The sequence below is a fragment of the Mycobacterium sp. SMC-14 genome (genome assembly GCF_046250075.1).
In the GTDB taxonomy this organism is placed as follows: domain Bacteria; phylum Actinomycetota; class Actinomycetes; order Mycobacteriales; family Mycobacteriaceae; genus Mycobacterium.
The window spans coordinates 3,186,997-3,210,391 of the sequence record NZ_CP176429.1 but is presented as its reverse complement, the minus strand read 5'-3'; the positions used below and the strand labels follow the sequence as shown (position 1 = coordinate 3,210,391).

At 67.3% G+C, this 23,395-nt stretch carries 24 protein-coding genes, 1 other RNA gene and 1 pseudogene; 11 read left to right on the top strand and 15 right to left on the bottom strand.

The features are described 5' to 3' along the window. Nucleotides 1-2 precede the first annotated feature (2 nt). The 11 genes from ACKY0W_RS15185 to ACKY0W_RS15135 all read right to left on the bottom strand — a co-directional run bounded on the left by ACKY0W_RS15185 (nucleotide 3) and on the right by ACKY0W_RS15135 (nucleotide 9,753). A complete protein-coding gene (locus ACKY0W_RS15185; RefSeq protein ID WP_406757550.1) occupies nucleotides 3-380 on the bottom strand; it encodes an NADH-quinone oxidoreductase subunit A in 378 nt (125 codons plus the stop codon). A gap of 392 nt (nucleotides 381-772) precedes the next feature. After that, nucleotides 773-1,174 carry a hypothetical protein gene (locus tag ACKY0W_RS15180; RefSeq protein WP_409434737.1) on the bottom strand — a complete coding sequence of 134 codons (402 nt, stop codon included), beginning with the start codon at nucleotides 1,172-1,174 and terminating at the stop codon, nucleotides 773-775. 87 nt (nucleotides 1,175-1,261) lie between these two features. Further along, nucleotides 1,262-1,612: a DUF6285 domain-containing protein gene (locus tag ACKY0W_RS15175; protein ID WP_409434736.1), complete on the bottom strand. Its 351-nt coding sequence runs from the start codon at nucleotides 1,610-1,612 to the stop codon at nucleotides 1,262-1,264. Continuing rightward, a complete protein-coding gene (locus ACKY0W_RS15170) occupies nucleotides 1,609-2,601 on the bottom strand; it encodes a phosphotransferase family protein (protein ID WP_409434735.1) in 993 nt (330 codons plus the stop codon). The genes ACKY0W_RS15175 and ACKY0W_RS15170 overlap by 4 nt, the downstream gene beginning before the upstream one ends. Continuing rightward, entirely contained in the window at nucleotides 2,598-3,839 is a 1,242-nt protein-coding gene (locus tag ACKY0W_RS15165) for an acyl-CoA dehydrogenase family protein (RefSeq protein ID WP_409434734.1), read from the bottom strand. Before ACKY0W_RS15165 ends, ACKY0W_RS15170 begins: the two co-directional genes overlap by 4 nt. 24 nt (nucleotides 3,840-3,863) lie before the next feature. Continuing rightward, on the bottom strand, nucleotides 3,864-4,478 hold the full coding sequence (locus ACKY0W_RS15160) for a TetR/AcrR family transcriptional regulator (RefSeq protein ID WP_409434733.1): 615 nt from the start codon (nucleotides 4,476-4,478) through the stop codon (nucleotides 3,864-3,866). Between the two features lie 8 nt (nucleotides 4,479-4,486). Beyond that, on the bottom strand, nucleotides 4,487-5,392 hold the full coding sequence (locus tag ACKY0W_RS15155; protein WP_406757544.1) for a hydroxymethylglutaryl-CoA lyase: 906 nt from the start codon (nucleotides 5,390-5,392) through the stop codon (nucleotides 4,487-4,489). Continuing rightward, nucleotides 5,389-6,594: a CaiB/BaiF CoA transferase family protein gene (locus ACKY0W_RS15150; protein ID WP_409434732.1), complete on the bottom strand. Its 1,206-nt coding sequence runs from the start codon at nucleotides 6,592-6,594 to the stop codon at nucleotides 5,389-5,391. The genes ACKY0W_RS15155 and ACKY0W_RS15150 overlap by 4 nt, the downstream gene beginning before the upstream one ends. Then, nucleotides 6,591-7,775 (bottom strand): alpha/beta hydrolase family protein, encoded by a 1,185-nt coding sequence (locus tag ACKY0W_RS15145; RefSeq protein WP_409434731.1) that lies wholly within the window; start codon nucleotides 7,773-7,775, stop codon nucleotides 6,591-6,593. The genes ACKY0W_RS15150 and ACKY0W_RS15145 overlap by 4 nt, the downstream gene beginning before the upstream one ends. Beyond that, nucleotides 7,772-8,878, bottom strand: coding sequence for a homogentisate 1,2-dioxygenase (locus tag ACKY0W_RS15140; RefSeq protein WP_409434730.1), 1,107 nt, complete (start codon nucleotides 8,876-8,878; stop codon nucleotides 7,772-7,774). The genes ACKY0W_RS15145 and ACKY0W_RS15140 overlap by 4 nt, the downstream gene beginning before the upstream one ends. A gap of 92 nt (nucleotides 8,879-8,970) precedes the next feature. Further along, nucleotides 8,971-9,753: a crotonase/enoyl-CoA hydratase family protein gene (locus ACKY0W_RS15135; protein WP_409434729.1), complete on the bottom strand. Its 783-nt coding sequence runs from the start codon at nucleotides 9,751-9,753 to the stop codon at nucleotides 8,971-8,973. Between the two features lie 75 nt (nucleotides 9,754-9,828). On the opposite strand from ACKY0W_RS15135, the gene ACKY0W_RS15130 reads away from it, so the two are divergent. Then, nucleotides 9,829-10,428 carry a TetR/AcrR family transcriptional regulator gene (locus tag ACKY0W_RS15130; RefSeq protein WP_409434728.1) on the top strand — a complete coding sequence of 200 codons (600 nt, stop codon included), beginning with the start codon at nucleotides 9,829-9,831 and terminating at the stop codon, nucleotides 10,426-10,428. A gap of 4 nt (nucleotides 10,429-10,432) precedes the next feature. On the opposite strand, the gene ACKY0W_RS15125 is transcribed toward ACKY0W_RS15130, so the two are convergent. From ACKY0W_RS15125 to hisN, 3 genes are all read right to left on the bottom strand, one after another. Further along, nucleotides 10,433-11,641 carry an acyl-CoA dehydrogenase family protein gene (locus ACKY0W_RS15125; RefSeq protein ID WP_409434727.1) on the bottom strand — a complete coding sequence of 403 codons (1,209 nt, stop codon included), beginning with the start codon at nucleotides 11,639-11,641 and terminating at the stop codon, nucleotides 10,433-10,435. Between the two features lie 48 nt (nucleotides 11,642-11,689). Next, on the bottom strand, nucleotides 11,690-13,096 hold the full coding sequence (locus ACKY0W_RS15120) for an acyl-CoA dehydrogenase family protein (protein ID WP_409434726.1): 1,407 nt from the start codon (nucleotides 13,094-13,096) through the stop codon (nucleotides 11,690-11,692). Nucleotides 13,097-13,206: 110 nt separating this feature from the next. Continuing rightward, a complete protein-coding gene (gene hisN, locus ACKY0W_RS15115) occupies nucleotides 13,207-14,007 on the bottom strand; it encodes a histidinol-phosphatase (RefSeq protein ID WP_409434725.1) in 801 nt (266 codons plus the stop codon). 23 nt (nucleotides 14,008-14,030) lie between these two features. Between hisN and ACKY0W_RS15110 the strand changes: the two genes are divergently transcribed. Both ACKY0W_RS15110 and ACKY0W_RS15105 read left to right on the top strand, forming a co-directional pair. Next, nucleotides 14,031-14,354, top strand: a complete 324-nt coding sequence (locus ACKY0W_RS15110; RefSeq protein WP_409434724.1) for a hypothetical protein — start codon at nucleotides 14,031-14,033, stop codon at nucleotides 14,352-14,354. A gap of 730 nt (nucleotides 14,355-15,084) precedes the next feature. Continuing rightward, nucleotides 15,085-15,804: a DUF4396 domain-containing protein gene (locus ACKY0W_RS15105; protein ID WP_409434723.1), complete on the top strand. Its 720-nt coding sequence runs from the start codon at nucleotides 15,085-15,087 to the stop codon at nucleotides 15,802-15,804. A 90-nt stretch (nucleotides 15,805-15,894) separates the two neighbouring features. Here the strand turns inward: ACKY0W_RS15105 and ACKY0W_RS15100 are convergent. Next, nucleotides 15,895-17,265 (bottom strand): annotated as a pseudogene (locus ACKY0W_RS15100) (FAD-dependent oxidoreductase); the annotation flags it as partial. A gap of 96 nt (nucleotides 17,266-17,361) precedes the next feature. On the opposite strand from ACKY0W_RS15100, the gene prfB reads away from it, so the two are divergent. The 8 genes from prfB to ssrA all read left to right on the top strand — a co-directional run bounded on the left by prfB (nucleotide 17,362) and on the right by ssrA (nucleotide 23,368). After that, nucleotides 17,362-18,477 (top strand): peptide chain release factor 2, encoded by a 1,116-nt coding sequence (gene prfB / locus ACKY0W_RS15095; protein ID WP_406757534.1) that lies wholly within the window; start codon nucleotides 17,362-17,364, stop codon nucleotides 18,475-18,477. 4 nt (nucleotides 18,478-18,481) lie between these two features. Further along, nucleotides 18,482-19,384 carry a mechanosensitive ion channel family protein gene (locus ACKY0W_RS15090; protein ID WP_409434722.1) on the top strand — a complete coding sequence of 301 codons (903 nt, stop codon included), beginning with the start codon at nucleotides 18,482-18,484 and terminating at the stop codon, nucleotides 19,382-19,384. An 8-nt stretch (nucleotides 19,385-19,392) separates the two neighbouring features. Then, nucleotides 19,393-19,938 carry a hypothetical protein gene (locus ACKY0W_RS15085; RefSeq protein WP_409437800.1) on the top strand — a complete coding sequence of 182 codons (546 nt, stop codon included), beginning with the start codon at nucleotides 19,393-19,395 and terminating at the stop codon, nucleotides 19,936-19,938. Between the two features lie 13 nt (nucleotides 19,939-19,951). After that, complete coding sequence (ftsE, locus tag ACKY0W_RS15080) at nucleotides 19,952-20,641, top strand: cell division ATP-binding protein FtsE (protein WP_024442485.1); 690 nt, start codon at nucleotides 19,952-19,954, stop codon at nucleotides 20,639-20,641. Between the two features lies 1 nt (nucleotide 20,642). Beyond that, nucleotides 20,643-21,536 (top strand): permease-like cell division protein FtsX, encoded by an 894-nt coding sequence (gene ftsX / locus ACKY0W_RS15075; RefSeq protein WP_409434721.1) that lies wholly within the window; start codon nucleotides 20,643-20,645, stop codon nucleotides 21,534-21,536. A gap of 2 nt (nucleotides 21,537-21,538) precedes the next feature. After that, complete coding sequence (smpB, locus tag ACKY0W_RS15070) at nucleotides 21,539-22,039, top strand: SsrA-binding protein SmpB (RefSeq protein ID WP_024442487.1); 501 nt, start codon at nucleotides 21,539-21,541, stop codon at nucleotides 22,037-22,039. Further along, nucleotides 22,036-22,881 carry an EamA family transporter gene (locus ACKY0W_RS15065; RefSeq protein ID WP_409434720.1) on the top strand — a complete coding sequence of 282 codons (846 nt, stop codon included), beginning with the start codon at nucleotides 22,036-22,038 and terminating at the stop codon, nucleotides 22,879-22,881. Before smpB ends, ACKY0W_RS15065 begins: the two co-directional genes overlap by 4 nt. 99 nt (nucleotides 22,882-22,980) lie before the next feature. Further along, nucleotides 22,981-23,368, top strand: a transfer-messenger RNA (tmRNA) gene (gene ssrA / locus ACKY0W_RS15060). The last annotated feature ends 27 nt before the right edge of the window (nucleotides 23,369-23,395 follow it).

Sequence of the window (23,395 nt, the reverse complement as noted above, 5' to 3'; positions counted from 1 at the left end):
ACTCAATCCCAATTCAGGCCGCCGCGCCGCCAGACGTAGGCGTAGGCGACGAACACGATGACGGCGAACAGCACCATTTCGATGAGGGCGAATACTCCGAGCCCGTCGAAGGCAACTGCCCAGGGGTAGAGAAATACGATCTCGATGTCGAAGACGATGAACAGCATCGCGGTCAGGTAGTACTTCACCGGGAATCGCTGTCCGGGCGGGGCGTGCGGCCCGCTGACCGGCTGGTCTGTGGGTTCGATGCCGCACTCGTAGGCTTCTAGTTTCGACCGGTTGTAGCGGGAGGGGCCGACCAGTGCGGTGGCGACCACGGAAAACACGGCGAAACCGGCGGCTAGCGCGGCGAGTACCAGGATCGGCAGGTAGAGGTTCATGCTCAGTGACGTAGTTCCCTTCCGGGCGCCGATGTGACTTCAGGCACAGCCTAGTCCGCCGTCACGGGGCGGTTGGGAAGAATCCGAAATTGCCGACAACTGTGACGGGCATCACCTGTAGCGGTAACGGCGACAGGGGAATTCGTCTCTGAGGCTGCCCTAACCTCGGCGGTTCAGCGAGGCTCGACGGAGGAGAGGCGAAGCTGGGAGCGCCGCATGAACTGAGCGGTTCAGCGAGGCTCGACGGAGGAGAGGCGAAGCTGGGAGCGCCGCATGAACTGAGCGGTTCAGCGAGGCTCGACGGAGGAGAGGCGAAGCTGGGAGCGCCGCATGAACTGAGCGGTTCAGCGAGGCTCGACGGAGGAGAGGCGAAGCTGGGACCGGCGCGTTGACTAAGGCGTTGGCGTGCGCAGCAGACCCAGCACCGCACGGCTCAATTCCATCGGGTCCAGCGGGTGGGCCACCGCGGCGTCGGCGTGCGACCACTTCGCCAGCCAGACGTCGTCGGCGCGGCCGGTCAGCACCACGATCGGCGGGCACGGGGTGATCTCGTCTTTGAGCTGTTTGCAGATACCCATTCCGCCGGCCGGGGCGGCCTCCCCGTCCAGGATGGCCAGGTCGATTCCACCGGCATCCATCTGCCGGATCACTACCGGCTCGGTTGCGACCTCGACATAACTCAGCTCCGGTAGGTCCGGGTGTAGCTGCTTGCCCAACGCGGTCGTAACCCGTGCACGGGTCGCGGCGTCGTCACTGTAGACAAGGATTCGCAGCGCGGCATTGGAGTCGGACACGGACCAGATGCTACTGCGCGGGTCCTGCCGATACATCGGGTTTGGGGCAGCACCGTCGAAGTGATTGTCGCGCAGGAAATCTAGCGGCTACTGGGTGTATCCGGGATGGTCGATCGCCAACCGATGCTCCACCAGGGTGTACAGGCAGGCGGTGAGCGCCTCGGGCCGGTCGTCGAGGTCACCGGCCCGGATGGCGGCGGCCAGCTCTGCCTCGTCGGCGAAACCCAGCCCGGCCAAGGCCTCGGTGACGACGCCCCCGGCGGTGTCGCGCAACTCCCGTTCGACGATACGCAGTGCGTTGGCCGCCACCCGGGCGTGGAACCTGACCTGGCCGTCGGTGGCGGCCTGTCCGTCGCGATGCACCAGCGCGGTGTCCAGGAACTCGGTGACCGCGGCGACGAGTTCGGCCGCGGTGGGGCGGCGGCCCGCGGCGCTCACGGCCGGACTCCATCGAGCAGGCGCAGGACGTCCCATTCGGATTCGGAGACCCGTCGGCCAATGGTCGCCAGTTCCACCGAACGGGTTTGGCCGCTCAGGTGACGTTGCGCCTGGTAGCGGCAGATGATGCCCCATCGCAGCGTGCCCAGCAGCAGCCACCAGTCGAACCGATCCGGATCGACGGCGCGGTCGCCGCTGGCCTGCTCATAGGCGGCCAGAAAGGCATCGATACCGCCGAGTCCACCGGCGGCGCGCTCCAGCGGCGCACCGAACCGCCAGGCGCGCAGGCAGAACCAGGCCAGGTCCTCGAGGCCGTCGCCGAGGTGCACCAGCTCCCAGTCCAGCACGGCGGCCAGGTCACCCTCAGCGGAGACCATCAGGTTGCCCATCCGGAAATCACCGTGGACCAGCTGGTCCGGTACCGGCGTTGGACGATCGGCGGCCAGCCGCCGCAATGCCCATTCGAAGGCAGCGGTGGTATCGGGCAAGGCATCGAGCTGCGCGCGGCACGCGGAGAGCTGGTCTTCGGCGCTCAGCGCGACGCCACCCGGGTCGGCCCGATGGATGGCGCCCAGCGCCTGCGCGCACTGACCCAGCAGCTGTTCGCGTCCGGCCGCATCCAGCTGGCGCTCGATGCGGCGAACCACCGTTTCGCCCTCGATCAGATCGCAGATCAGGTAGGGATTCCCCAGTGCCGCAGGGGAATTATCGGCGATCAGCACGTTCGGTACCGGCGCGCCGGCCCGGCCCGCGGCGCGCTGCGCCTGCGCTTCGAGCTCCATGCTGGCGTAGAGCTCCTCGAGTGGCCCGGTGCGCAGAATCAACGGCCGGTGCTGATGCGGGCCCGTCACGGCATCGAAAGCCCAGGTGATCCGGCTGGCGCCACCGGTCAGGGCGCGTAAGTCCTCGATGGCGACGGGGCCCAATACCGGCGCCAGCACATCGGCCAGCCGGTCGGCGAGCTGATCGGCGCGCCCCCCCGTTTTCATGGCCGCCTATCGAACCCGAACAGGCGCTGCGCGACCCGGCGGATCTGGATCTCCTCGGCGCCTTCGGTGATCCGGTAGCGGCGGTGATGGCGGTAGATGTGCTCGAACTGCTCGTGGCGGGTATAGCCGATCCCGCCGTGAATCTGGATGGCGCGGTCGGCGGCCTCGCACACCAGCCGGTTGGCACGGTAGTTGGCCATCGACACCTTGTCGGACACCTCCAGGTGGTGGTCGCGGTCCAGGTGCCAGGCCGCATAGTTCACCAGCAGGCGCACCATCTGGGCCTCGGTCTGCAATTCGGCCAGCGGCCACTGCACCGCCTGGTTGACCGACAGCGGCTTGCCGAACACGATGCGCTGCCGGGCGTACTCGGCGGCGCGGTCGATGCAATATTGCGCGGCGCCGAGGCTGGACGCGGCCTGGCGGATCCGGTTTTCGTGCAGGAAGGTCTGGGCCACATCCAAACCGCCGTCGACCTCGCCGAGCACCGCATCGGCGGGCACCCGCACGTTGCGGAGCTCGACCTCGCCGTGGTCGGTGGGCATGTTGAAGGTCCACCAGTAGAACGGGATGGTGAATCCCGGCGTCTCGGTGGGCACCAAGAACGCGGTGATGCCGCGCGCTGAGCCGGCGTCGCCGGACGTGCGGGCGAACACCAGGTCGTGGGTGGCCCGATGTACTCCGGTGTTGAATCGCTTGGCGCCGTTGATCACCCAGGTGTCGCCGTCGAGTTCGGCGCGGCTTTCCAGCCACGTCGCGTCCGAACCGTGGTCCGGTTCGGTCAAACCGAAGGCCATCGACCGCTCGCCGGTGATCATGGCTTGGGAGAACTCGCGGCGCTGGGAGTCGGTGCCGAACCGCTCCATCATGATCACCTGCGGGAAGTTCCCGACGATCGACGACTCGTCCTGCAGATCGTTGTGCAGGCCGAGGCCCTTGTGCGCCAGGTGCTCCCGGATCACCGCCATGTCGACGTTGGTTCCGTCCCGGCCGCCCAGAGACGCCGGCAACCCGTAGCGCAGCCAACCGGCGGCATCAGCTCGGCGACGCATCTCATCGAGCAGGTCCTCCCACTCGCGTCGCGGAATGCCACCGCGCTCCACGTCGGTGCGGGCGAACTCGCGCCGGTGGTCGAAATACTGCATGTGCTCGGCCTGCAGCGGTGCGATCTCGCGCTCGATGAAGTCGTCCATCTCGGCGAGCACCCCGGGAAGGTGTTCGGGCAGTGTGAAATCCATGGCGATTCCTTCAGTTGTCAGCGGTCAACGGCCGTACAGGGTCTTTCTCCAGATCGTGGACAGCGTCTCGACGGCATCGCTGTCGCTGATCCGCCATCCCGGCCCCGACGGGCCGACGAACACGACGGTGAAATTCTCGAACAGCAGCGCGATGGCCGCCGCGATGTGGTCGGGGTCGAGCTCGCGGCCATAGCCCTGCTGCTGTGCGCGCCGCACCGAGGCGGCAACGATCTCCATGCCGAACCGGCGGAACTCGTTCTGCAGCGCGGCGAATCGCTCGCTGGTGGCGGCCAGCTGTGCCACCGCGATCATCACACCAATGTTCGGCGTGAACATGGCCCAATACGCACTGACCACCGACGAGAAGAATTCGGTGTCCTCCGGGGACTCCGGCAGCCGCATCTTGAGTCCGGACGGCTCGACCACCTCGGTGAGAAACGATTCGGCCAAGGCGGCCAGCAGATCTTCCTTGTCGCGGAAATACCGGTACAGCACCGCCGTGGACTTTCCGGCCGCCGATGTGATGTCGGCCAGTGTGGTGCCATGAAATCCGCGCTCGGCAAACAGTTCTCGGGCCGCCTGCTCGATCGCGCCGCGGGTCAGGCGTCCCTTCGAACTGAGCTCACGCTGGGTGGACATCGAGGCGCTCAGACCCGCTTCCGATCTCCGGCGGCCAGCAGGGCGCTGGGCAGCCCGTGGCCGACCACCGTGCTGGCCACGCCGGCCGCGACGATGGCGGCATCGAGATCGATGCCGGTGTCGATACCGCAGTCACCGAGCAGGTAGACCAGGTCCTCGGTGGCGATGTTGCCGGTGGCGCCGGGGGCGAACGGACAGCCGCCCAATCCGCCGGCCGAGGCGTCGAGCCGGGTGATGCCCGCCTGAACCGCCGCGTAGGCGCAGGCCAGGCCGGACCCGCGAGTGTTGTGGAAATGCGCTCCCAGCGGAATATCGCCGATGATCGGCTGCACCGCTGCGATCAGATCGGTGACTCGCCGGGGAGTGGCCGTACCGATGGTATCGGCGATGGCCAGTCGGTCGACCCCGAAAGCGCTTGCCGAGGCAGCGATGTCGGTGACGCGCCCGGGTTCGGTCGGGCCGTCGAACGGGCAGTCCCACGCGGTGGCGATGATGACCTCGAGCGACGCACCGGCGTCATGGGCGATGCCGGCGATGTCGGTGATCGCTGCGACCGCCGGCGCGGTGGGGCGGCCGACGTTGGCGGTGCTGAAGGCGTCCGAGGCGCACACCACGTACTCGATTGACTTCAGCCCGGCGGCCACCGCCCGGGTGGCGCCGCCGGGGCTGGCGACCAGCGCGGAGAACTCCAGTTCGGGGTAGCGCCACAGCTCGGCAGCGAGTTCGGCCGCGTCGGCGAGGGCCGGGACCTTGGTAGGGGAGACGAACGAGGTCACCTCGACCTCGCGGACTCCGGTGGCGGCGATCGCTGCCAACAGTTCGAGCTTGGCGCTCAACGGGATCGGCGCTTCGATCTGCAGGCCGTCGCGCAGCGCCACCTCGCGGATCGTGACCTGGCCGGGCAAGGTGCTCACAGCACCCCCTCGGTGCGTAGGGTGTCCAACTCCGCGTCGGTCTTGCCGAGCAGGCCGGCGTAGATCTCGTCGTTGTGCTGGCCGGGCCGGGCCGATCCGGCGTTGCGGATGGTGCCTGGGCTCTCCGAGAGCACCGGCATCACACCGGGCCCCAGCACGGTGCGCTCGGCGCCCTCGTCCCAGTGCTCGGCGAGCATGCCGCGCGCCCGCAGTTGCGGGTCCTTGACGACCTCGGCCACGGTGTTGATGGGTCCGGAGATCACCCCGGCGTCGCTGAGCGTCGCGATGATGGCATCCGGCGCCCGCTGTGCGGCCCATTCGCCGATGATCGCGTCCAGCTCGTCCTGATTGCGACCGCGCGCGCCGTGATCGGCGAAGCGGGTATCGGTCGTCAGCTCTGGTCTGCCCATGGCCTGGCACAGCCGGGCGAACACGCTGTCCTGGTTGGCGGCGATTACCACCCAGCTGCCGTCGGCCGACTGGTAGATGTTCGACGGGGCGATGCCTTCGAGCCGGGTGCCCGAGGGCCCGCGCACCACACCGCCGACGTCGTAGTCGGGGATGGTGGATTCTTGGATGGCCAAGCAGGATTCGGTGAGGGCGACATCGACCACCTGGCCTTCACCGGTGACCGTGCGACGGTAGAGGGCGGCCAGGGCGCCTTGGGCGGCAAACATGCCCGCGAGGCTGTCGCCCAGCGAGAGGGCCAGCCGTGGCGGGGGGCCGCCGGGAAAACCGTTCATGTGCCGCAGCCCGCTGGCCGCCTCGGCGACTGAGGCGTAGCCGGCCTTGTGGGCGTCCGGTCCGGTCTGTCCGTAGCCGGAGACCCGCACCAGGATGATTCCCAGATTGCGTTGACGCAGGACGTCAAAGCCCAGCCCCCAGCGCTCCAGTGTGCCGGGGCGGAAGTTCTCCACGACGATGTCGGTCTTGTCGATGAGCTCGAGGAACAGCTCGCGGCCGCGCTCGGTACGCAGGTCGAGGGTGACAGCCTTCTTGTTGCGGGCGTGCACGGTCCAAAAGAAGTGGTGCCCGTCGAGTTCGGCCTGTCCCCAGGTGCGCAGCGGGTCGGGTTTGCCCGGCAGCTCGATCTTGATGACCTCGGCGCCCATGTCGCCGAGCAGTCGCCCGGCGAACGGCCCGGAGATCAGCGTGCCGAGCTCCAGAACCCGGATGCCGTCGAGTGCGCCGGTAGGTGTCATGCCGACGAGCCTACGAAATCATGCTGGGCCAGCCAATCACTGACGATCGCTACGGCCTGTCGCAGCGCATCACGCTGATCCGGCCCGGCGTAATAGTGGTTGGCTCCGGGGATTTCGTGCATCTGCTTGTCGCCGGTGCCGATGGCCTCGAAGAGCCGGCGGGTGTGGCTGGGTGTGCATGCGTCGTCTGCCATGTTGCCGATCACCAGGGCGGGCACCGTGATGTCGCTGCCACAGTCCACCCCGTCGCCGTGGGCGTCGTCGTAGCTCCACTGGGACAGCCAGCTCCGCAGCGTGCAGAACCGCGCCAGCCCGACCGGGCTCATGTTCACCACCTCCGGCTCGCCCAGATAGCAGCTGCCCGGGGTGCGCTCGTTGGGATCGACCGTCGGGTCCAGCCAGCGAGGGTCGGCCATGGTGCCGTGCACGACGAACCCGAACTCCTGATCGGGCAGGCCGGCCGCGGTGAACTCGGCCAGCTTCGCCTTGACCCAGGCGGTGATACGGCGATTCCGCTCGATCTGGGCGGCCCGGTAGCGGTCCAGGAATTCCGCACTGTAGGGCGGCTGGTTCGGGTTGTCCGGGTTGTAGAGGTCCAGCTCCGGATCGCGTTTGGTCGGGTCGGACTCGTCGAGGATCGAGGCGTCCAGCCACTCGGTGAGCGTGCCGTGGCGGCTGATGTGGGCGGCCAGCAGCATCACTCCGTCGGCCGGGATCAGGTTCAGTTTCGTCAGGTCGGGGCCGTCGCCGGACGGACTTGCGGTCACCGTCGGATGCTGCGCCTGTTGCTGGTAGAACAGCGACAGCGAGCCTCCGCCGCTCCATCCGGCCAGCACCACCTTGGCGTAGCCGAGCCGGTTCTTGGCGTCGGCGATGCACTGGCCGAGGTCTTCGACCACCTTCTCCATCAGCAGCGCCGAGTCGGTGCCGCGGAATCGGCTGTTGCAGTAGATGACGTGGTGCCCGGCGCGGGCCAGGGCATTGACCATCGGCAGGTACGCGCCGCCGCCGATCGGGTGCATGAACACCAGCACGGTGTCGCTCGGCGCGGCCTTGGGCCGCAGCAGGTAGCTCTCCAGCACCACCAGCTCGGCGACCCCGCCGTAGACGTCGCGGACACCCGAATTGTTCTGGTAGGCAATCAGGTAGGGGATTCGATCGTAGTCGTGTTTGGTGGTCATGCGTGCTGTCCTAGGTCGGCGGCGAGAACTTCGGGGGAGGGGGTGAGACGGCGTCGGGTGTCGATGGCGATGACCTGCCAGTCCACCCGCGCATAGTCGTCGAATTTGCGGCGCGCCCGCTCGCGGGCTTTTTCCGGCGCGCCGTGATGTACGCCTTGCGGGGCGTGGCTGATCAGGCCGGGCGGCATTGGAATGCCATAGAGCGAACCGCCGTGGAAGAAGGCGATCTCGTCGTAGTCGACGTTGCGGTGATACCACGGAGTGCGTTCGGTTCCGGCCACACCTTCGGCGGGCTTGGGCAGGAAATTCATCACATACACCCCGGTGGCCTGCATGAACAGATGCACCGTCGGTGGCAGGTGCACGCTGTCAGACGTCACCACGTTGTAGTCGGCGATGTTGAACGAAAACGCGAAGTTGTCGCCGCGCCAGCCCTCGACGTCGATCGGATTGTGTTGGTAGTGAAGCGTTGTCGGGCCGCCGTCATGGATCAGCCGGACCTCGTAGCCCTCGCGCCCGTCCCCGAACGGATCTGGGTCGAAGGGGGCCGGATCCGGGATTACCACCAGGGAGGGGTCGAACGGGAAGTGCCGGCCCAGCGGACCGGGCGGGGGAACCCGTAATTCGTCGGTGGCCTCGATCATGAGCAGCGTCGTCTCGGCGGCGGGGAGCTGGCGCCAGGTGGTCGCCTTGGGCAGGTACAGCCAGTCGCCCTCGCGGTAGTCCAGTGGGCCGAATTCGGTCTCCAGCAGGCCGGACCCCGCGTGCACGAAGCAGAGCAGGTCGCCGTCGACGTAGCGGACGTGAAACGGCATTTCGGCCGAGCGCCGGGACAGCCGGATACGGCAGTCGGCATTGCTGAACAGCAGCAGTGGATCGCCGGCGGCGTCGGTGGCGTCGGTCGGCTGCAGGAGTGCGGCGAGCACGTCGACGGGGCGCAGCGGTCCTTCGGCGCGATAGGCGGTGGGGTCGTGGCGCCGATACATGTTCGCGGTGCGACCGGTGAAGCCGCCGCGGCCCAACTCGTCGTCCTTGAGGCCGTCGAGGTCGGCGTGCAGACGGCGCGGCGTGGTGCCTTTGCGCAGGTGGACGAAGGATTCCATCGGCGACTCCCGGGGAGCTCATGCGAAAATCGGACCAAAACTAAAAGTGACGTTACTTTTTGTTTCAGTCGCGGGCAAGGGCCCCCGCGAACTCAGCGGCCGACGAACTCCGCGGTGTTGCGGTTCAGGAACGCCTGTACCCCGATGGCGGCGTCCTCGCTGGCGAACAGTTTCTGCACGCCTGTCACAAGGTCGGCCTCGGCCGCGGCGTCGCCGTCACGCACCGCCTGACGGGCGCTGCGCAGGGTGGCTTGCACGCCCAGCGGTGCCTGCCGCGCGATGGTCTGGGCGATCTCGATGGCGCGGGCCAACTGCTCGCCGTCGGGCACCACCTCTTGCGCGATCCCGATGCGATGGGCTTCGTGGGCGTCGAAGGTGTCGGCCGTCAGGATCCACCGCATGGCGTTGCCCCAGCCGGCCGCCCGCGGGAATCGGATGGTGGCGCCGCCGAAGGGGTAGATGCCGCGGGCGATTTCCAGTTGCGCGAAGGTGGCCGACTCGGCGGCGACGGCGATGTCGCCGGCGAGCATCAGCTCGATGCCCAGCGTCAGCACCTTGCCGTGTACGGCGGTGACGACCGGTTTGGACAGCTGCCGGCCGTCGACCTGCCACGGATTGATACCGCCATCGGGAACGTGCGAGACGTTGTTTGCGATGTCGCCGGCGACGCTGGCGAGGTCCAGCCCGGCGGTGAACATCGGCCCTTCGCCGTAGAGCACGGCGGCGCGCAGGCTGTCGTCGGCGTCGAATTCCCCGTAGGCGGCGGCTAGTTCGCGCAGCATGGCGGAGTGGAACGCGTTGCGCTTGTCGGGCCGGTTGAGGCCGATGATCTGCACATGGCCGTCGCGGCGGACGGTCAGATGTTCGTAGTTCACTGGTGTCCTCCCTGAAAGCCGGGCGTATCGGCTAGACTAAATCGTCTAGACCAGATCGTCAAGAATGGAGGATCGATGGCGGCTCCGGCAAAAGCGCTGACCCACAAGGAGCGACTGCTTCGCCAGGGCATGAGGTCGTTTTATGCGTCCGGGTTTCACGGCACCACTGTCGACGCCATCTTGGCCGCATCCGGGGTGCCGAAGGGCTCGTTCTACCACCACTTCGGGTCCAAGGATGCGTTCGGTCTGGCCGTGCTGGACCGCTATATGCACATGCAGCTGGACGCCCTGGCCAAGTGGGCCGACGACGAAACCCTCAGTACCACTGAGAAACTCACCGGCTATTTCGCCGGTCTCACTCAGGCGTTCGTGCGGTCGGACTTCCAGCGGGCTTGTCTGGCCGGGAAGTTCTCCACCGAACTGGCGGCTGACTCCGAACCGTTTCGCGACTGCCTCGATGCCGCGCTGGCCCGCTGGCATCGCGCTCTGGCCGAGCTGATGCGGGCCGGCCAGCAATGTGGCGATGTGCGTGACGACCGTTCCGCCGAAGAGCTGTCGCACAGCGTGCTGGCACTCATCCAGGGCGCGTTCGTCATCGCGCTGTCCGCACGCGACACCCGGGTGCTCGAGGCCGTCGGCGGCAGCTTCGGTCCGCTGATCCAACCGCCGGTGTAGGGCGTTACTTCAGCTCGGCCGACGACAGGCCCAGCAGGCGGCGGGCCACCACCAGCAGCTGGATCTGCTGGGTGCCCTCGAAGATGTCGAGGATCTTCGAGTCGCGGCTCCATTTCTCCAGCAGCATCTGCTCGGAGTAGCCCAAAGTGCCGGCCATTTCGACGGCCTTGAGGGTGATGTCGCTGGCGACTCGGCCGGCCTTGGCCTTGCCCATCGACGCCTCTTTGGAGTTGGGGATGCTGTTGTCGGCCTGCCATGCCGAGCGCAGCGTCAGCAGGTTCGCCGACTCCCAGTCAGCCTCCATCCGCAGGAACTCCGCGGCCGGTGCGCTCTGGGCGTGTGCCGGCTTGTCGTAGGAGATCTCGATGCCGGCGGCGGTGAGCATCTTGCGCAGCTCTTCGAGTGCGGCGCGCGCGACCCCGACCGCCATCGCGGCCACGATCGGCCGGGTGCTGTCGAAGGTCTCCATGACTCCGGAGAAGCTCTTCTCGGTGTTAATCTCCGGGCTGCCCAGCAGGTTGTCCTTGGGGATGCGTGCATTGTCGAACCGGATCACCGCGGTGTCGGAGGCCTTGATGCCGAGCTTGTGTTCCAGGCGCTCGACGATGACACCGGGGTGCTCACGCGGCACGACGAACGACTTGATCGCCGCCCGCCCCCGCGCCTTGTCCAGCGTCGCCCACACCACGATGTGGGTGCATCGCGAACCGGCGGTGACGAAGATCTTCTCGCCGTTGATCACGTACTCGTCGCCGTCGAGGGTGGCCGTCGTGGTCACCGCCGCCGAGTCGGAGCCGAAGCTCGGCTCGGTGATGGCCATCGCGGCCCACACCTTGCCCAGCCGAGCGAGCTGTTCGTCGGTGGCCACGCCGGAGATCGCCGCATTGCCAAGGCCCTGGTAGGGCACCGACAGCATCAAAGCCACATCGCCCCAGCTCATCTCGAGCACCTGCAGCATTGCCGCCATGTTGGACGCGTTGCGGTTGCCGGTCTGCGCGCCGGCGTCGCGGAAGGCCTCCGCGCCGGCCATCGCGCTACCGCCGGCCCCGGAGACCCCGTCGAACAGGGTTTCCAGGGTGTCCAGCTCGACGGGGTAGGCGTGCTCGCGTGCGTCGTACTTGCGCGAGATGGGGCGCAGCAGTTCGGCGGCCCCGGCATGGGTCATCTCGATGACCTCGTGCAGCTTACGGGGCAGTTCCAGATTGATTGCCATGATCAGACTTTCGTGTTCGCAGCGGAGTTGGCTTGGTAGCTCGGGTGACTAGATGACCAGGACGCCTTCGGCGACGCCGAGTGCCCGCAGATCGCGGTACCAGCGCTCGACCGGGTGCTCCTTGGTGTAGCCGTGGCCGCCGAGCAGCTGCACCCCGTCCAGGCCGATCTGCATGCCCTTGTCGGTCGCGATCCGCTTGGCGAGGGCGGCCTCCCGGATGAAGGGCAGTCCCTGCTCGCACCGCGACGCGCCGCGCCAGGTCAGCAGGCGCAGCCCATCGAGTTCGATGGCGATGTTGGCGCACATGAACGCCACCGACTGGCGGTTGGCGATCGGCTCACCGAACGCCTCACGCTCCTTGATGTAGGGCATCACGTGGTCGAGCACCGCGTGGCTGGTGCCGACCGCCAATGCGGCCCAGCCCAGCCGGGACAGCGCGATGGCCTGCGAGTAGTCGGCATCGGTCGCGGCTTCCTCGCCGAGGCGGGCGCTCAGCGGGACCGACACCTTGTTCAGCTCGAGCTGGCCCAGGGCGGCGGCGCGAAGACCCATGCTGGGGTCGGCCTTCACCGTCAGGCCGGGCGCCGAGGACTCGACGATGAACAGCGCCGGCTTGCCGTTGAGCTGGGCGGCCACGATGAACAGCTCGGCGTCGGCAGCGGCCACCACCAACGACTTCACCCCGTCGAGCCGGTAGCCGCTAGGCGTGCGTACCGCGGTCGTCTTGAGGTTGGTCGGGTCGAACAACGGCTGCGGCTCGACGATCGCGACACAGGCCTGCGGGACCTTCTCCCCGGCGAATTCGGGCAGGTAGGTGGCCTGCTGGTCGGCGCTGCCCCAGTGGGTCAACGCCGAAGCCACCCCGCCAGGAGCCAGGATCGGCAGTGCCAGGCCCATGTCGCCGTAGCCCAGCGCCTCGGCGACCAGCACGTTGGTGACCGCGGAACGGTGTGCGGCGATCCCGTCGAAGTCCTCCGGGATGTTGATCGCGGTGATGCCCAACTCGGCCGCCTTGCCGAGCAGCTCGCGCGGGTAGTCAAGGGCCTCGTCGGCCTCGTGGGCGGCCGGGCGCAGCAGCTCGGCCGCGAACTCCTCGACGGTGTCGACGATCATCTGCTGGTCGTCATCGGGGGTCAGGTCGAAGTAGTCAGTGTTTTTGCCGCCCTTGGCGGCGGGGCCGAGGCGCGCCGGCGCCTTGCCCAGGCCCTGAACCTTCTTGAACTGGCGGGTGGAGGCTCCGGCGACGGAGAAGGCCGTCTTCACGCCGTAGTTCAGGCTCCAGTTGAGTGGCTCTCGCAGGCGGTAGCGGTCCAGGAAGTCCCGGCTGACCAGTGGCGTGACCAGCGACAGTGCGGCCGCCATCGGGCTGCGCTTGTGCGGAGCCGACCCGACGCCGCTGGCGCGGCTGTTCAGCCGGACCTTTGAGCCGTTGGTGGCGGGGGCGATATCAGTCATGTCAGAGCCTCACTCGATGGAAGGTATCGATGAGGCCACCTTACTCCGAAGTAAGTTAACTCAAAAGTAAGGTGTGACGAAGTCCTCAACTGCCGCTGCCGGATGCCCGCCTACTCCGGGGTCAAAGCCGCCAGCACCTGCTGGTGCAGGGCGGGGTTGGCGGCCACGGCGCAGTTGCCGTGCGGGCCCGGGTTGCCGGACAGGTCGGTGAACACCCCGCCCGCTTCGCGCACGAGGATGTCGACGGCGGCCAGATCCCACACCGACACCGCCGGCTCGATGGCTGCATCCACCGCGCCCTCGGCGACCAAGCAGTACGCCCAGAAATCGCCGTAGGAGCGTGCCCGCCACACCGCCTGGGTCAGCCCCAGGAATTGCTCCCGCAGCCCGCGCGCCGCCCAGTAGTTCAGCCCGGCGAACGTCAGGCTGGAGGAGCCCACCTCGGCCACCGAGGAAACCGACAGCGGTCGGGCCGGCGCGCCGGCGTGGGACCCGAACGCGCCCCGGCCGCGCGTTGCCCACCAGCGTCGGTGCAACGCCGGGGCACTGACCACGCCGAGGATCGGCACGCCGTCCTCGAGCAACGCGATCAGGGTGGCCCACACCGGCACCCCTCGTACGAAGTTCTTGGTGCCGTCGATCGGGTCGATGATCCACTGGCGCCCAGTGAAAGTGGCGGTGCCACCGAACTCCTCGCCGAGGATCTGGTCTTCGGCACGCTCGGCGACCAGCACCTCGCGCAGTGCGGTTTCGACCGCCTGGTCGGCGTCGGTCACCGGAGTCAGGTCGGGCTTGGTGTCGACCCGCAGGTCGAGCGCACCGAACCGCGCCAGCGTGATTTCGTCCGCCCGGTCGGCCAGAGCCAGGGCCAGCGTGAGGTCTTCGTCGAGATTGTCGTTGATCTGCGCCATGGCGAAAGTCCTACCATGACCGCATGTGGGAGTTCGGGGCACTGCTGTTGCTACTGGCCATTCTCGCGGTGTTCCTGGCGCCGCGGTGCCTCCGATCGGGGCCGGGCGGGGGAGCCCAAGAGGGCACCGTGCTGGTCACCGGCGTCAGTCCGCGGCCCGAGGCGACCGGCGCGCAGTACGTCACCATCACCGGCGTCCTGCATGGTCCGACGGTGGATGAGCACGAGGTCTATCAGCGGTTCGCGGTTGACGTCAGCAAGTGGCCGAGCGTGGGAGACCTGCTGCCGGTGCGGTACTCGCCGCGCAACCCGGACAACTGGAATCTGACCGGTCCGGCGGGGGATTGACGACCCGACCACGACCCGCTGTGCGGGTGCATGGACTCGTGGGTTCGCGGTCAGATCGGTCTCGGCCGAGAGGACAGTGGTGGTGGCGTGCGCTACTTTGGGTAGCGCTATGCGCCATCGGAAGATGAATCTGCATCCCGCACTGCGACACATCATCGGTGTCGCAGTGGCAGTTTCATGGCTTCTTGGCGTTATTACGTGCTGCCATGTGGCGCGGGCGGAGACCGAGGTCCTCCCTCCGCCTGCCTTGGCGATCAGTGCGGTCGGGCACGCCGCTACCAACTTTGCGGTTGCTGCCGCCGGACACGACGCAAAGCTGACGCATCTGTGCGCGCATAAGTGCGCCGATCTGCCTACGGCCGCAATACAGGCGTGCCAAGCGGTTGGTTTTGTCGCGCTGATGGTCCTCGTCGCGATGGCGGCGATGGTCGCCCCGTTCGCCGGTCCGGTGGTAGCCGGGACACGAGATCCGCCGGTCCCTGTCCGAGCGATCAACGATTACCTAGGCCGAAACATCTTGAGCCGGATCTGCATCTGTCGTTGCTGATAGGTCAGTGCTAGCGCGGTGCGCTTCGTTGCGCCCGCCGACTGTCACTGTGCCGATTCAATTGCCGCGCACCGTCCGCGGCTGACACTGCAGAAACGAGAACCTTATGAACATTGCGCGGTATATCCCTGCGCCCAAATCCAGCGGGCCAGCCCCACACGTCGTCGCCACGGAGGTCGTGGCATGAGAAACCCGCAGCACGCCGGCATGGCCGGAATGGCTGACATGGCAGGACCGCCGACCTGGGTGACGGTGACCGGTTGGGTGGTCACCGTCGTCGGAGCACTCATTGCGCTGATCATCCTGGCCGACATCTACCTTCGCCGGTATCGGCAATCGGTACCGGCGATGGGCGTCGTGTGGGCGATCACCGCGATCTATGCGGGTCCGCTGGCGCTGTGGGCCTACTGCAGGTGGGGGCGGCCGTCCACGCCACGATGGCAAGAGCAACACGGAGACCGCCCGCAATTGGAGCGGCCGGCCACCGTGGCGCTCCACACCATCCCCGGCGGCGTGGCCTCCTTCATCGGCCACGGTCTCGCGGTGCCGATAGTCATGGGTGCCGGCATGACCATTGCCGGTAGGGCCGTGTGGCCGATGATCCTGCTGATCGCAGTATTCGCGCTGCCGCTGCTGACCGCCTTCGAGTACCACGTCCTGGCGCTTTCCGCTGGCGACCTCACGGCGCGCGGGCGGTTGTGGAAGGCCGTGCGGATCTCGGTGCCGGCGGTCCTCGCATTCGACGTCGGCATGGGTGCCGTCATGATGCTGGTGGCCTTCGTGTTGCACTACGGCCACGCGACGATGGCGTTCTGGCTGCTCATGTGGGTCGGAATGTGGTTGGGCTTCGTTACCGCATATCCGATCGTGTGGCGGATGACCATGGCCGGATCCAACCGGTAACTACCGCGAGTGTGACTCCGGTACTGGCACTGTGCAGCACGTCAGGTCGCCGGAGTCACACTCGGGACACGGCTCCTCCGAGTTCAGCCCATGCCCGATTCGCAACATCTCGGCGACATTGGCCAGCTTGACCCGGGGTCGGCCATGCGGCTCACCGGTGGACCGCTCGTGGGCGTCGATCAGCTGCCAGTGCTCGGCGGTGACCAGGTCCGGTTGGCGAGACAGCAGCCACCGGTGCAGTTGGGCTTCGTAGTCGGCGTCCACGTCGGGTAGACCGGTTTGCGCTGCCCGGGCGGCCAGATCCGCGGCGAGCGTGTCGACGGTGGCCTGCGAGTCGCTCTTGTTGGAACCGATCACCCCTGAAGGTCCACGCTTGATCCACCCGACCACGTACTGATTGCTGGTGCCTTCGATGCGCCCGTCGGTGTGTGGGATGGTGCAGCTGCGTTCGTCGAACGGCAGTCCGGGCATCGGTACGCCGCGATATCCGACCGAGCGCACCACCAGCTGAGCCGGTAGCACCTCGCGTTCACCGGTGTCGTGCGCGCTGACCCGGCCCTGCTCGTCGGTCGTCAGCTCGTTGCGCCCCAACACGATTTCCTCGACTCGGCCGTCGCCGCGAATCTCGATCGGAGATGTGCAGAACCGGAACACGATTCGGCGATGACCCGGTCGCAATTCGCGTCCGACATAGGTGCGCAACACCTTGACGTTCTGCTTGGGATGTTTGGCGGCCGCCTCGATGTCCTCGTCGGTGATGCCGGCGAACTCAGCGGCGTCGATCACCACGTCGACATCGTCGAGGCCCTTGAGATCGCCGAGTTCGCGGAGCTCCGGGCTGGTGAACGTGGCCTGCAGCGGGCCGCGCCGACCGACGATCACCACCTCTTCGATGCCGCGCGGACCCAGCAGGTCCAGGGCGTGGTCGGCGATGTCGGTGCGGCGCAGTTCGTCGGGCTGGCTGACCAGGATGCGGGCCACATCCAGGGCCACGTTGCCGTTACCGACCACGATGGCGCGCTTGCAGGTCAGGTCGGGTGCGTGGTCGACGAAGTGTGGATGGGCGTTATACCAGCCGACGAAGTCCACCGCGGCCACGCTGCCGGCCAGGTCCTCCCCGGGAATGCCCAGTTGCCTATTCGACTGCGCGCCGATCGCGTAGATCACCGCGTCGTAGCGCTCGGCCAGTTCCTCGGGCGTCACGTGCTCGCCGACGGTGACGTTGCCGTAGAACCGGAATCGAGGATCGGCCGCGGTCTTTTCGAACTGCGCACTGATCGACTTGATCTTCGGATGATCCGGCGCCACTCCCGAGCGCACCAGGCCCCACGGCGTCGGCAGCATCTCCAGCATGTCGACGCGCACGTCGACCGCACCGCCGGCGGCCAGCTTGAGCAGCGATGCTGCAGCGAAGTAGCCGGAGGGACCGGAGCCGACGATCGCGACGTGGTAGGGCCGCATCCTCGAACCTTCTTTCTCCTCGGAAGTCGTTCATGCACCCGCGTAACCCCGATGCTAGAGGTCGCACGCCAGTGGCCGCCGGTAACCTCGATAAACGTGGAACCAGACCGCCAGCCTGACATCGACGCCCTCGACACCACCTTGACCACGGTGGAGCGGGTGGTGGACGTCGACGGACTGCGCAGCCGTATCGACAAACTCGAGCACGAGGCGTCCGACCCGAATCTGTGGGACGACCAGGCCCGGGCCCAACGCGTCACCAGTGAGTTGTCGCACGCGCAGGGGGAGTTGCGCCGTGTGGAGGAACTGCGCCGCCGCCTCGATGACCTGCCGGTGCTCTACGAGATGGCGGCCGAGGAAGAGGGCGCGGCCGCTGCCGATGCCCTGGCCGAAGCCGACGCCGAGCTCGCGTCGCTGCGAACCGACGTCGAGACCATGGAAGTGCGCACCCTGCTCTCGGGTGAGTACGACGAGCGCGAGGCGCTGGTCACGATCCGCTCCGGTGCGGGCGGCGTGGACGCCGCAGACTGGGCCGAGATGTTGATGCGGATGTACATCCGCTGGGCCGAGCAGCACAAGTACGGCGTCGAGGTGTTCGACACTTCCTACGCCGAAGAGGCCGGGATCAAGAGCGCCACGTTCGCGGTGCACGCGCCCTTCGCCTACGGCACCCTTTCGGTGGAGCAGGGCACCCACCGGCTGGTGCGGATCAGCCCGTTCGACAACCAGGGGCGCCGGCAGACGTCGTTCGCCGAGGTCGAGGTGCTGCCGGTGGTGGAGACCACCGACCACATCGACATCCCCGAGGGCGACGTCCGAGTCGACGTCTACCGCTCCAGCGGGCCCGGCGGACAGTCGGTGAACACCACCGACTCGGCGGTGCGGCTCACCCACATCCCCACCGGGATCGTCGTCACCTGTCAGAACGAAAAATCGCAGTTGCAGAACAAGGTTTCGGCGATGCGCGTGCTGCAGGCGAAGCTGATGGAACGCAAGCGCTCTGAGGAGCGCGCCGAGATGGACGCGCTCAAGGGCGACGGCGGCAGCTCGTGGGGCAACCAGATGCGCTCCTATGTGCTGCACCCGTACCAGATGGTCAAGGACCTGCGGACCGAGTTCGAGGTGGGCAACCCGGCCGCGGTGCTCGACGGTGACATCGACGGCTTCCTGGAGGCAGGGATCCGCTGGCGCAACAGGCCTGAAGGCGACTGAGCGCATGGTCTTGGCCTTCGCCCCGGGACAACGCTGGCACGAGCTGTGGCGCGGTCAGATCGGCGAGTGGGTCATCACCAAAGGCTTGCGGATCGTCCTGCTGCTGATCGGGGCGGTGCTGGCGTCGCGGTTCATCACCTGGGCGGCGCGCCGCGTCACGCGGCGGCTGGAACGTGGCTTTGCGGCCAGCGACGCGCTGGTGCGTTCGGAGGCCTCTAAGCACCGCCAGGCGGTCGCCTCGGTGATCTCCTGGGTGTCGGTGGTGCTGCTGTGCGTGATGGTCGCCGTCCAGATCACCAGCATCCTCGACATTCCGGTCGGCTCCCTGGTGGGGCCGGCCGCGGTGCTGGGTGGCGCGATCGGTTTCGGTGCCCAGAAGCTGGTGCAGGACCTGCTGAGCGGCTTCTTCATCATCACCGAAAAGCAGTACGGCTTCGGCGATCTGGTGCAGCTGTCCATGGTGGGAGCGCCGACCGAAGCGCTCGGGACCGTCGAAGAGGTCACGCTGCGGGTGACGAAGCTGCGCACCCCCAACGGCGAGGTCTACAACGTCCCGAACGGCAACATCGTGCGGTCGCTGAACCTGTCCAAGGACTGGGCGCGCGCCGTCGTCGACATCCCGGTACCCACCAGTGCCGACCTGACACGGGTCAACGAGGTACTGCATCAGGTATGTGAGAACGCCCGCGAGGCCGACGCGCCGCTGCGAGACCTGCTGCTGGACCAGCCGTCGATCATGGGAGTGGAAAGCATCGAACTCGGCGTCGTCAACCTGCGGATGGTGGCCCGCACCCTGCCCGGGAAGCAATTCGAGGTAGGACGCCGGCTGCGCATCCAAGTGGTGCGAGCATTGGCGTCGGCCGGCGTCGTCACCGCCGGTGATGTGAAGCCGGTGGAGACACTGTGAAACTCAGCATCAGAAAGCCCGCCGACACCCCGGAGCAGCCGGAGGCGGCAGACGGCAAGCGATGGAAATGGCCGGCGCATCTGTTCGGCGGCCGGGTCCGCACCTCCACGGCGGCGCTGATCATCGCCTTCGCCGCGGTGTGGTGGGTCTATGACACCTACCGGGAAGAGCCGACGCCGCCCCCCGCCCCGCAGGTGGTGCCGCCGGGCTTCATCCCCGACCCGGCCTATACCTGGGTGCCGCGTACCAAGCTGCAACAGCCGCCGGTGACCATCACCGAGACCGTCACACCCACGCCCACCACCACCGAGACCCCCGCCCCGACCGAGCCGCCGCCCGGCGAAGCTCCGACCCCGACACCGGTGCCGGGATTCCCGTTCTGTCCGCCGCTGTGTCCTCCGCCTGCGCCCGCCCCGCCGGTGGAACCGGCGCCCAACCCACCGCCGCCCGAGCCGTCGCCGCCTGCGGCACCGCCCGGCGCTGCGCAGCCCCCGGCCCAGCCCGGCCCGGCAACACCCGCGTCCCCGCCCGGCCCGGGCGTCTCGCACGGTTAAACTGCGTGCCGTGATGATCACGCTCGACCATGTCACCAAGCAGTACAAATCGTCGGCCCGTCCGGCGCTCGACAATGTCAACGTCAAGATCGACAAGGGCGAGTTCGTGTTCCTGATCGGCCCGTCCGGGTCGGGCAAGTCGACGTTCATGCGGCTGCTGCTGGCCGAGGAGACGCCCACCTCGGGCGATATTCAGGTGTCGAAGTTTCACGTCAACAAGCTGCCCGGCCGCCACATCCCGAGCCTGCGCCAGGTGCTCGGGTGCGTGTTCCAGGACTTCCGGTTGCTGCAGCAGAAGACCGTGTTCGAGAACGTTGCGTTCGCCCTGGAGGTGATTGGCAAGAAGCCGGAGATGATCAACCGGGTGGTCCCCGAGGTGCTGGAGATGGTCGGGTTGTCCGGCAAAGCGAACCGGCTGCCGGGCGAGCTGTCCGGCGGTGAGCAGCAGCGGGTGGCGATCGCCCGGGCCTTCGTCAACCGGCCCCTGGTGCTGCTGGCCGACGAGCCGACCGGAAACCTGGACCCGGAGACGAGTGAGGACATCATGGATCTGCTGGAGCGGATCAACCGCACCGGAACCACGGTGCTGATGGCGACCCACGACCACCACATCGTCGACTCGATGCGCCAGCGCGTCGTCGAACTATCACTGGGACGACTGGTGCGCGACGAACAGCGCGGCGTCTACGGAATGGACCGCTGACGTGCGCTTTGGATTCCTGTTCAACGAGGTCCTGACCGGCCTGCGCCGCAACGTCACCATGACGGTGGCGATGATCCTCACCACGGCCATCTCGATCGGTCTGTTCGGTGGTGGCCTGCTGGTGGTGCGTCTGGCCGACCAGTCCCGCAGCATCTACCTGGACCGGGTGGAGTCGCAGGTGTTCTTGGACCCCGACGTTGCCGCCGATGACCCGAACTGCGAGGGCCAGGCGTGCAAGGCGCTGCGCGAGCAGATCGAGACCCGCAACGACGTGAAGTCGGTGCGCTACCTCAACTCTGATGACGCGTATGCCGACGCCATCCGCAAGTTCCCCGAGTTCAAGGATGTGGCGAGCAAGGACTCGTTCCCGGCGTCGTTCATCGTCAAGCTGGAGAATCCGGAGCAGAGCAAGGATTTCGACGCCGCGATGCAGGGTCAGCCGGGCGTGCTCAGCGTGCTCAACCAGAAGAAGTTGATCGACCGGTTGTTCGCCGTGCTCGACGGACTGAGCAGTGCTGCGTTCGCGGTCGCCCTGGTGCAGGCGGTCGGGGCGGTGCTGTTGATCGCCAACATGGTTCAGGTCGCCGCCTACACGCGGCGCACTGAGGTCTCCATCATGCGTCTGGTGGGCGCCAGTCGCTGGTATACCCAGCTGCCGTTCCTGGTGGAGGCGGTGCTGGCCGCGACGGTGGGCGTGATCATTGCGATCATCGGGCTTCTTGTGGTGCGAGCGGCGTTCCTCGACAATGCGCTCAGCCAGTTCTATCAAGCGCACCTGATCGCGCGGATCGACTATGCCGACATCCTCTACATCTCGCCGATCCTGCTGCTGTTGGGCGCGGCGATGGCCGGAGCGACCGCGTACGTGACGCTTCGGCTGTACGTGCGGCGGTAGCGATGGCTAAGAAAGCGGCTGACAAGGGCAGCAAGAAGAAGCCGGACAAACAGATCGTTGCGTCGAATCGCAAAGCACGCCACAACTACTCGATTCTGGACGTGTACGAGGCTGGGGTGTCGTTGGTGGGCACCGAGGTGAAGAGCCTGCGAGCCGGTCAGGCCTCACTGGTCGATGCGTTCGCCACCGTCGATGACGGCGAAGTGTGGCTGCGCAACATGCACATTCCCGAGTATCACCACGGCACCTGGACCAATCACGAACCGCGCCGCACCCGCAAGCTGCTGTTGCATCGACGCCAGATCGACATGCTGATCGGCAAGATCCGCGACGGCAATCTCACCCTGGTGCCGCTGTCGGTGTACTTCACCGAGGGCAAGGTGAAGGTCGAACTGGCGCTGGCGCGCGGTAAGCAGGCCCACGACAAGCGGCAGGACCTCGCCAAGCGCGACGCACAACGCGAAGTCACCCGGGCGCTGGGTCGGCGCGCCAAGGGCATGTGACCGGCGCCGTCCTGGCGCTGCTGTCAGCGGCCGGGTTCGGGGTCAGCGATTTCGCCGGTGGCCTCGCCGCGCGCCGCGTACCCGCACTGCGGGTGGTGCTGGTCTCCTACCCGGTGGCGCTGGTGTTGCTGGGCACGCTCGCCATTGCGGTGGGCGGACCGATTCCCCTGGGCGCGATCGGCTGGGGCCTGGCCTCCGGTGTCGCGCTGGGGCTGGGTGGCTGGTGGTTCTACGCCGCGTTGGGTGCCGGGCCCATCTCGGTGGTATCTCCGATTTCGGCGGTGTTGACGGCCGGCGTTCCGGTGGGGATCGGCTTGATCCAGGGGGAGCGGCCCGGGCTGGTAGCCGACGGCGGGATCGCGCTGGCGCTGTTGGCGGTGGTCCTGGTGAGCCGGCAGGCCACCGACGAAGACATCCGGCCGCACCGCTTCACCCGCAAGGTGGCCTGGCTGACCGTGGGAGCCGGCGTGGCGTTCGGGTTGGACTTCGTGTTCATCCACGAGGCGCCGGACGACTCCGGGCTGTGGCCGTTGGCATTCGCGCGGGTGGCAGCCGCGCTGCTGGTGTTCACGGCGGCGACCGGGGCGCGTGAATTGCGCGTGCCCACCGGCAGGCCCTTGAAGCTGGCGCTGGTGGCGGGGCTGTCGGATACCGCAGCCAATGTCGCGATGCTGCTCGCGCTGCGCGGATCGGACCTGTCGTTGGCCAGCGTGCTGATCTCGCTGTTTCCCGCGGTGACGGTGGTGCTGGCGATTGTGGTGCTGCGCGAGCGGGTGCACCGCGGACAGGTGCTCGGCATGGTGCTGGCGGCGGTGGCGGTGGCGATGATCACCGCCCGGTGACGGTGCGGCGCCGATGGAATGAACGGACATCGGTTCGTCGTTGTAGACCGCGTACCATGAAGTGTCCGCCGACGGTCGGTGGGCAATTACCCAAGACAGGGGGCTGAAAGGTTTCGACTGCGTGTGTCGAATCAAGGGAAGCGTGCCGGTGCAGGCAGGAGACCACCGTAAGCGTCGCTGTAAACAAGTAAGCGCCAAGGCACTTACGCCGGCTAAGGTCGCTCTTCAGAGCGACTTCGCCCTCGCTGCCTAAGCGAGGCGGGCCTGTCAGACCGGGAGCTCCCTCGGCCCGGACCCTGGCATCGACTAGAGGGATCCACCGATACGTCCGGTCGCGGGATGTATCGGGACACCAACAGCGACTGGGATCGTCATCTCGGCTTGTTCGCGTGACCGGGAGATCCAAGTAGAGACATAGCGAACTGCGCACGGAGAAGTCTTGAGGGAATGCCGTAGGACCCGGGTTCGATTCCCGGCAGCTCCACAACTGAAGAAACGGGACGGGCCAGGACGA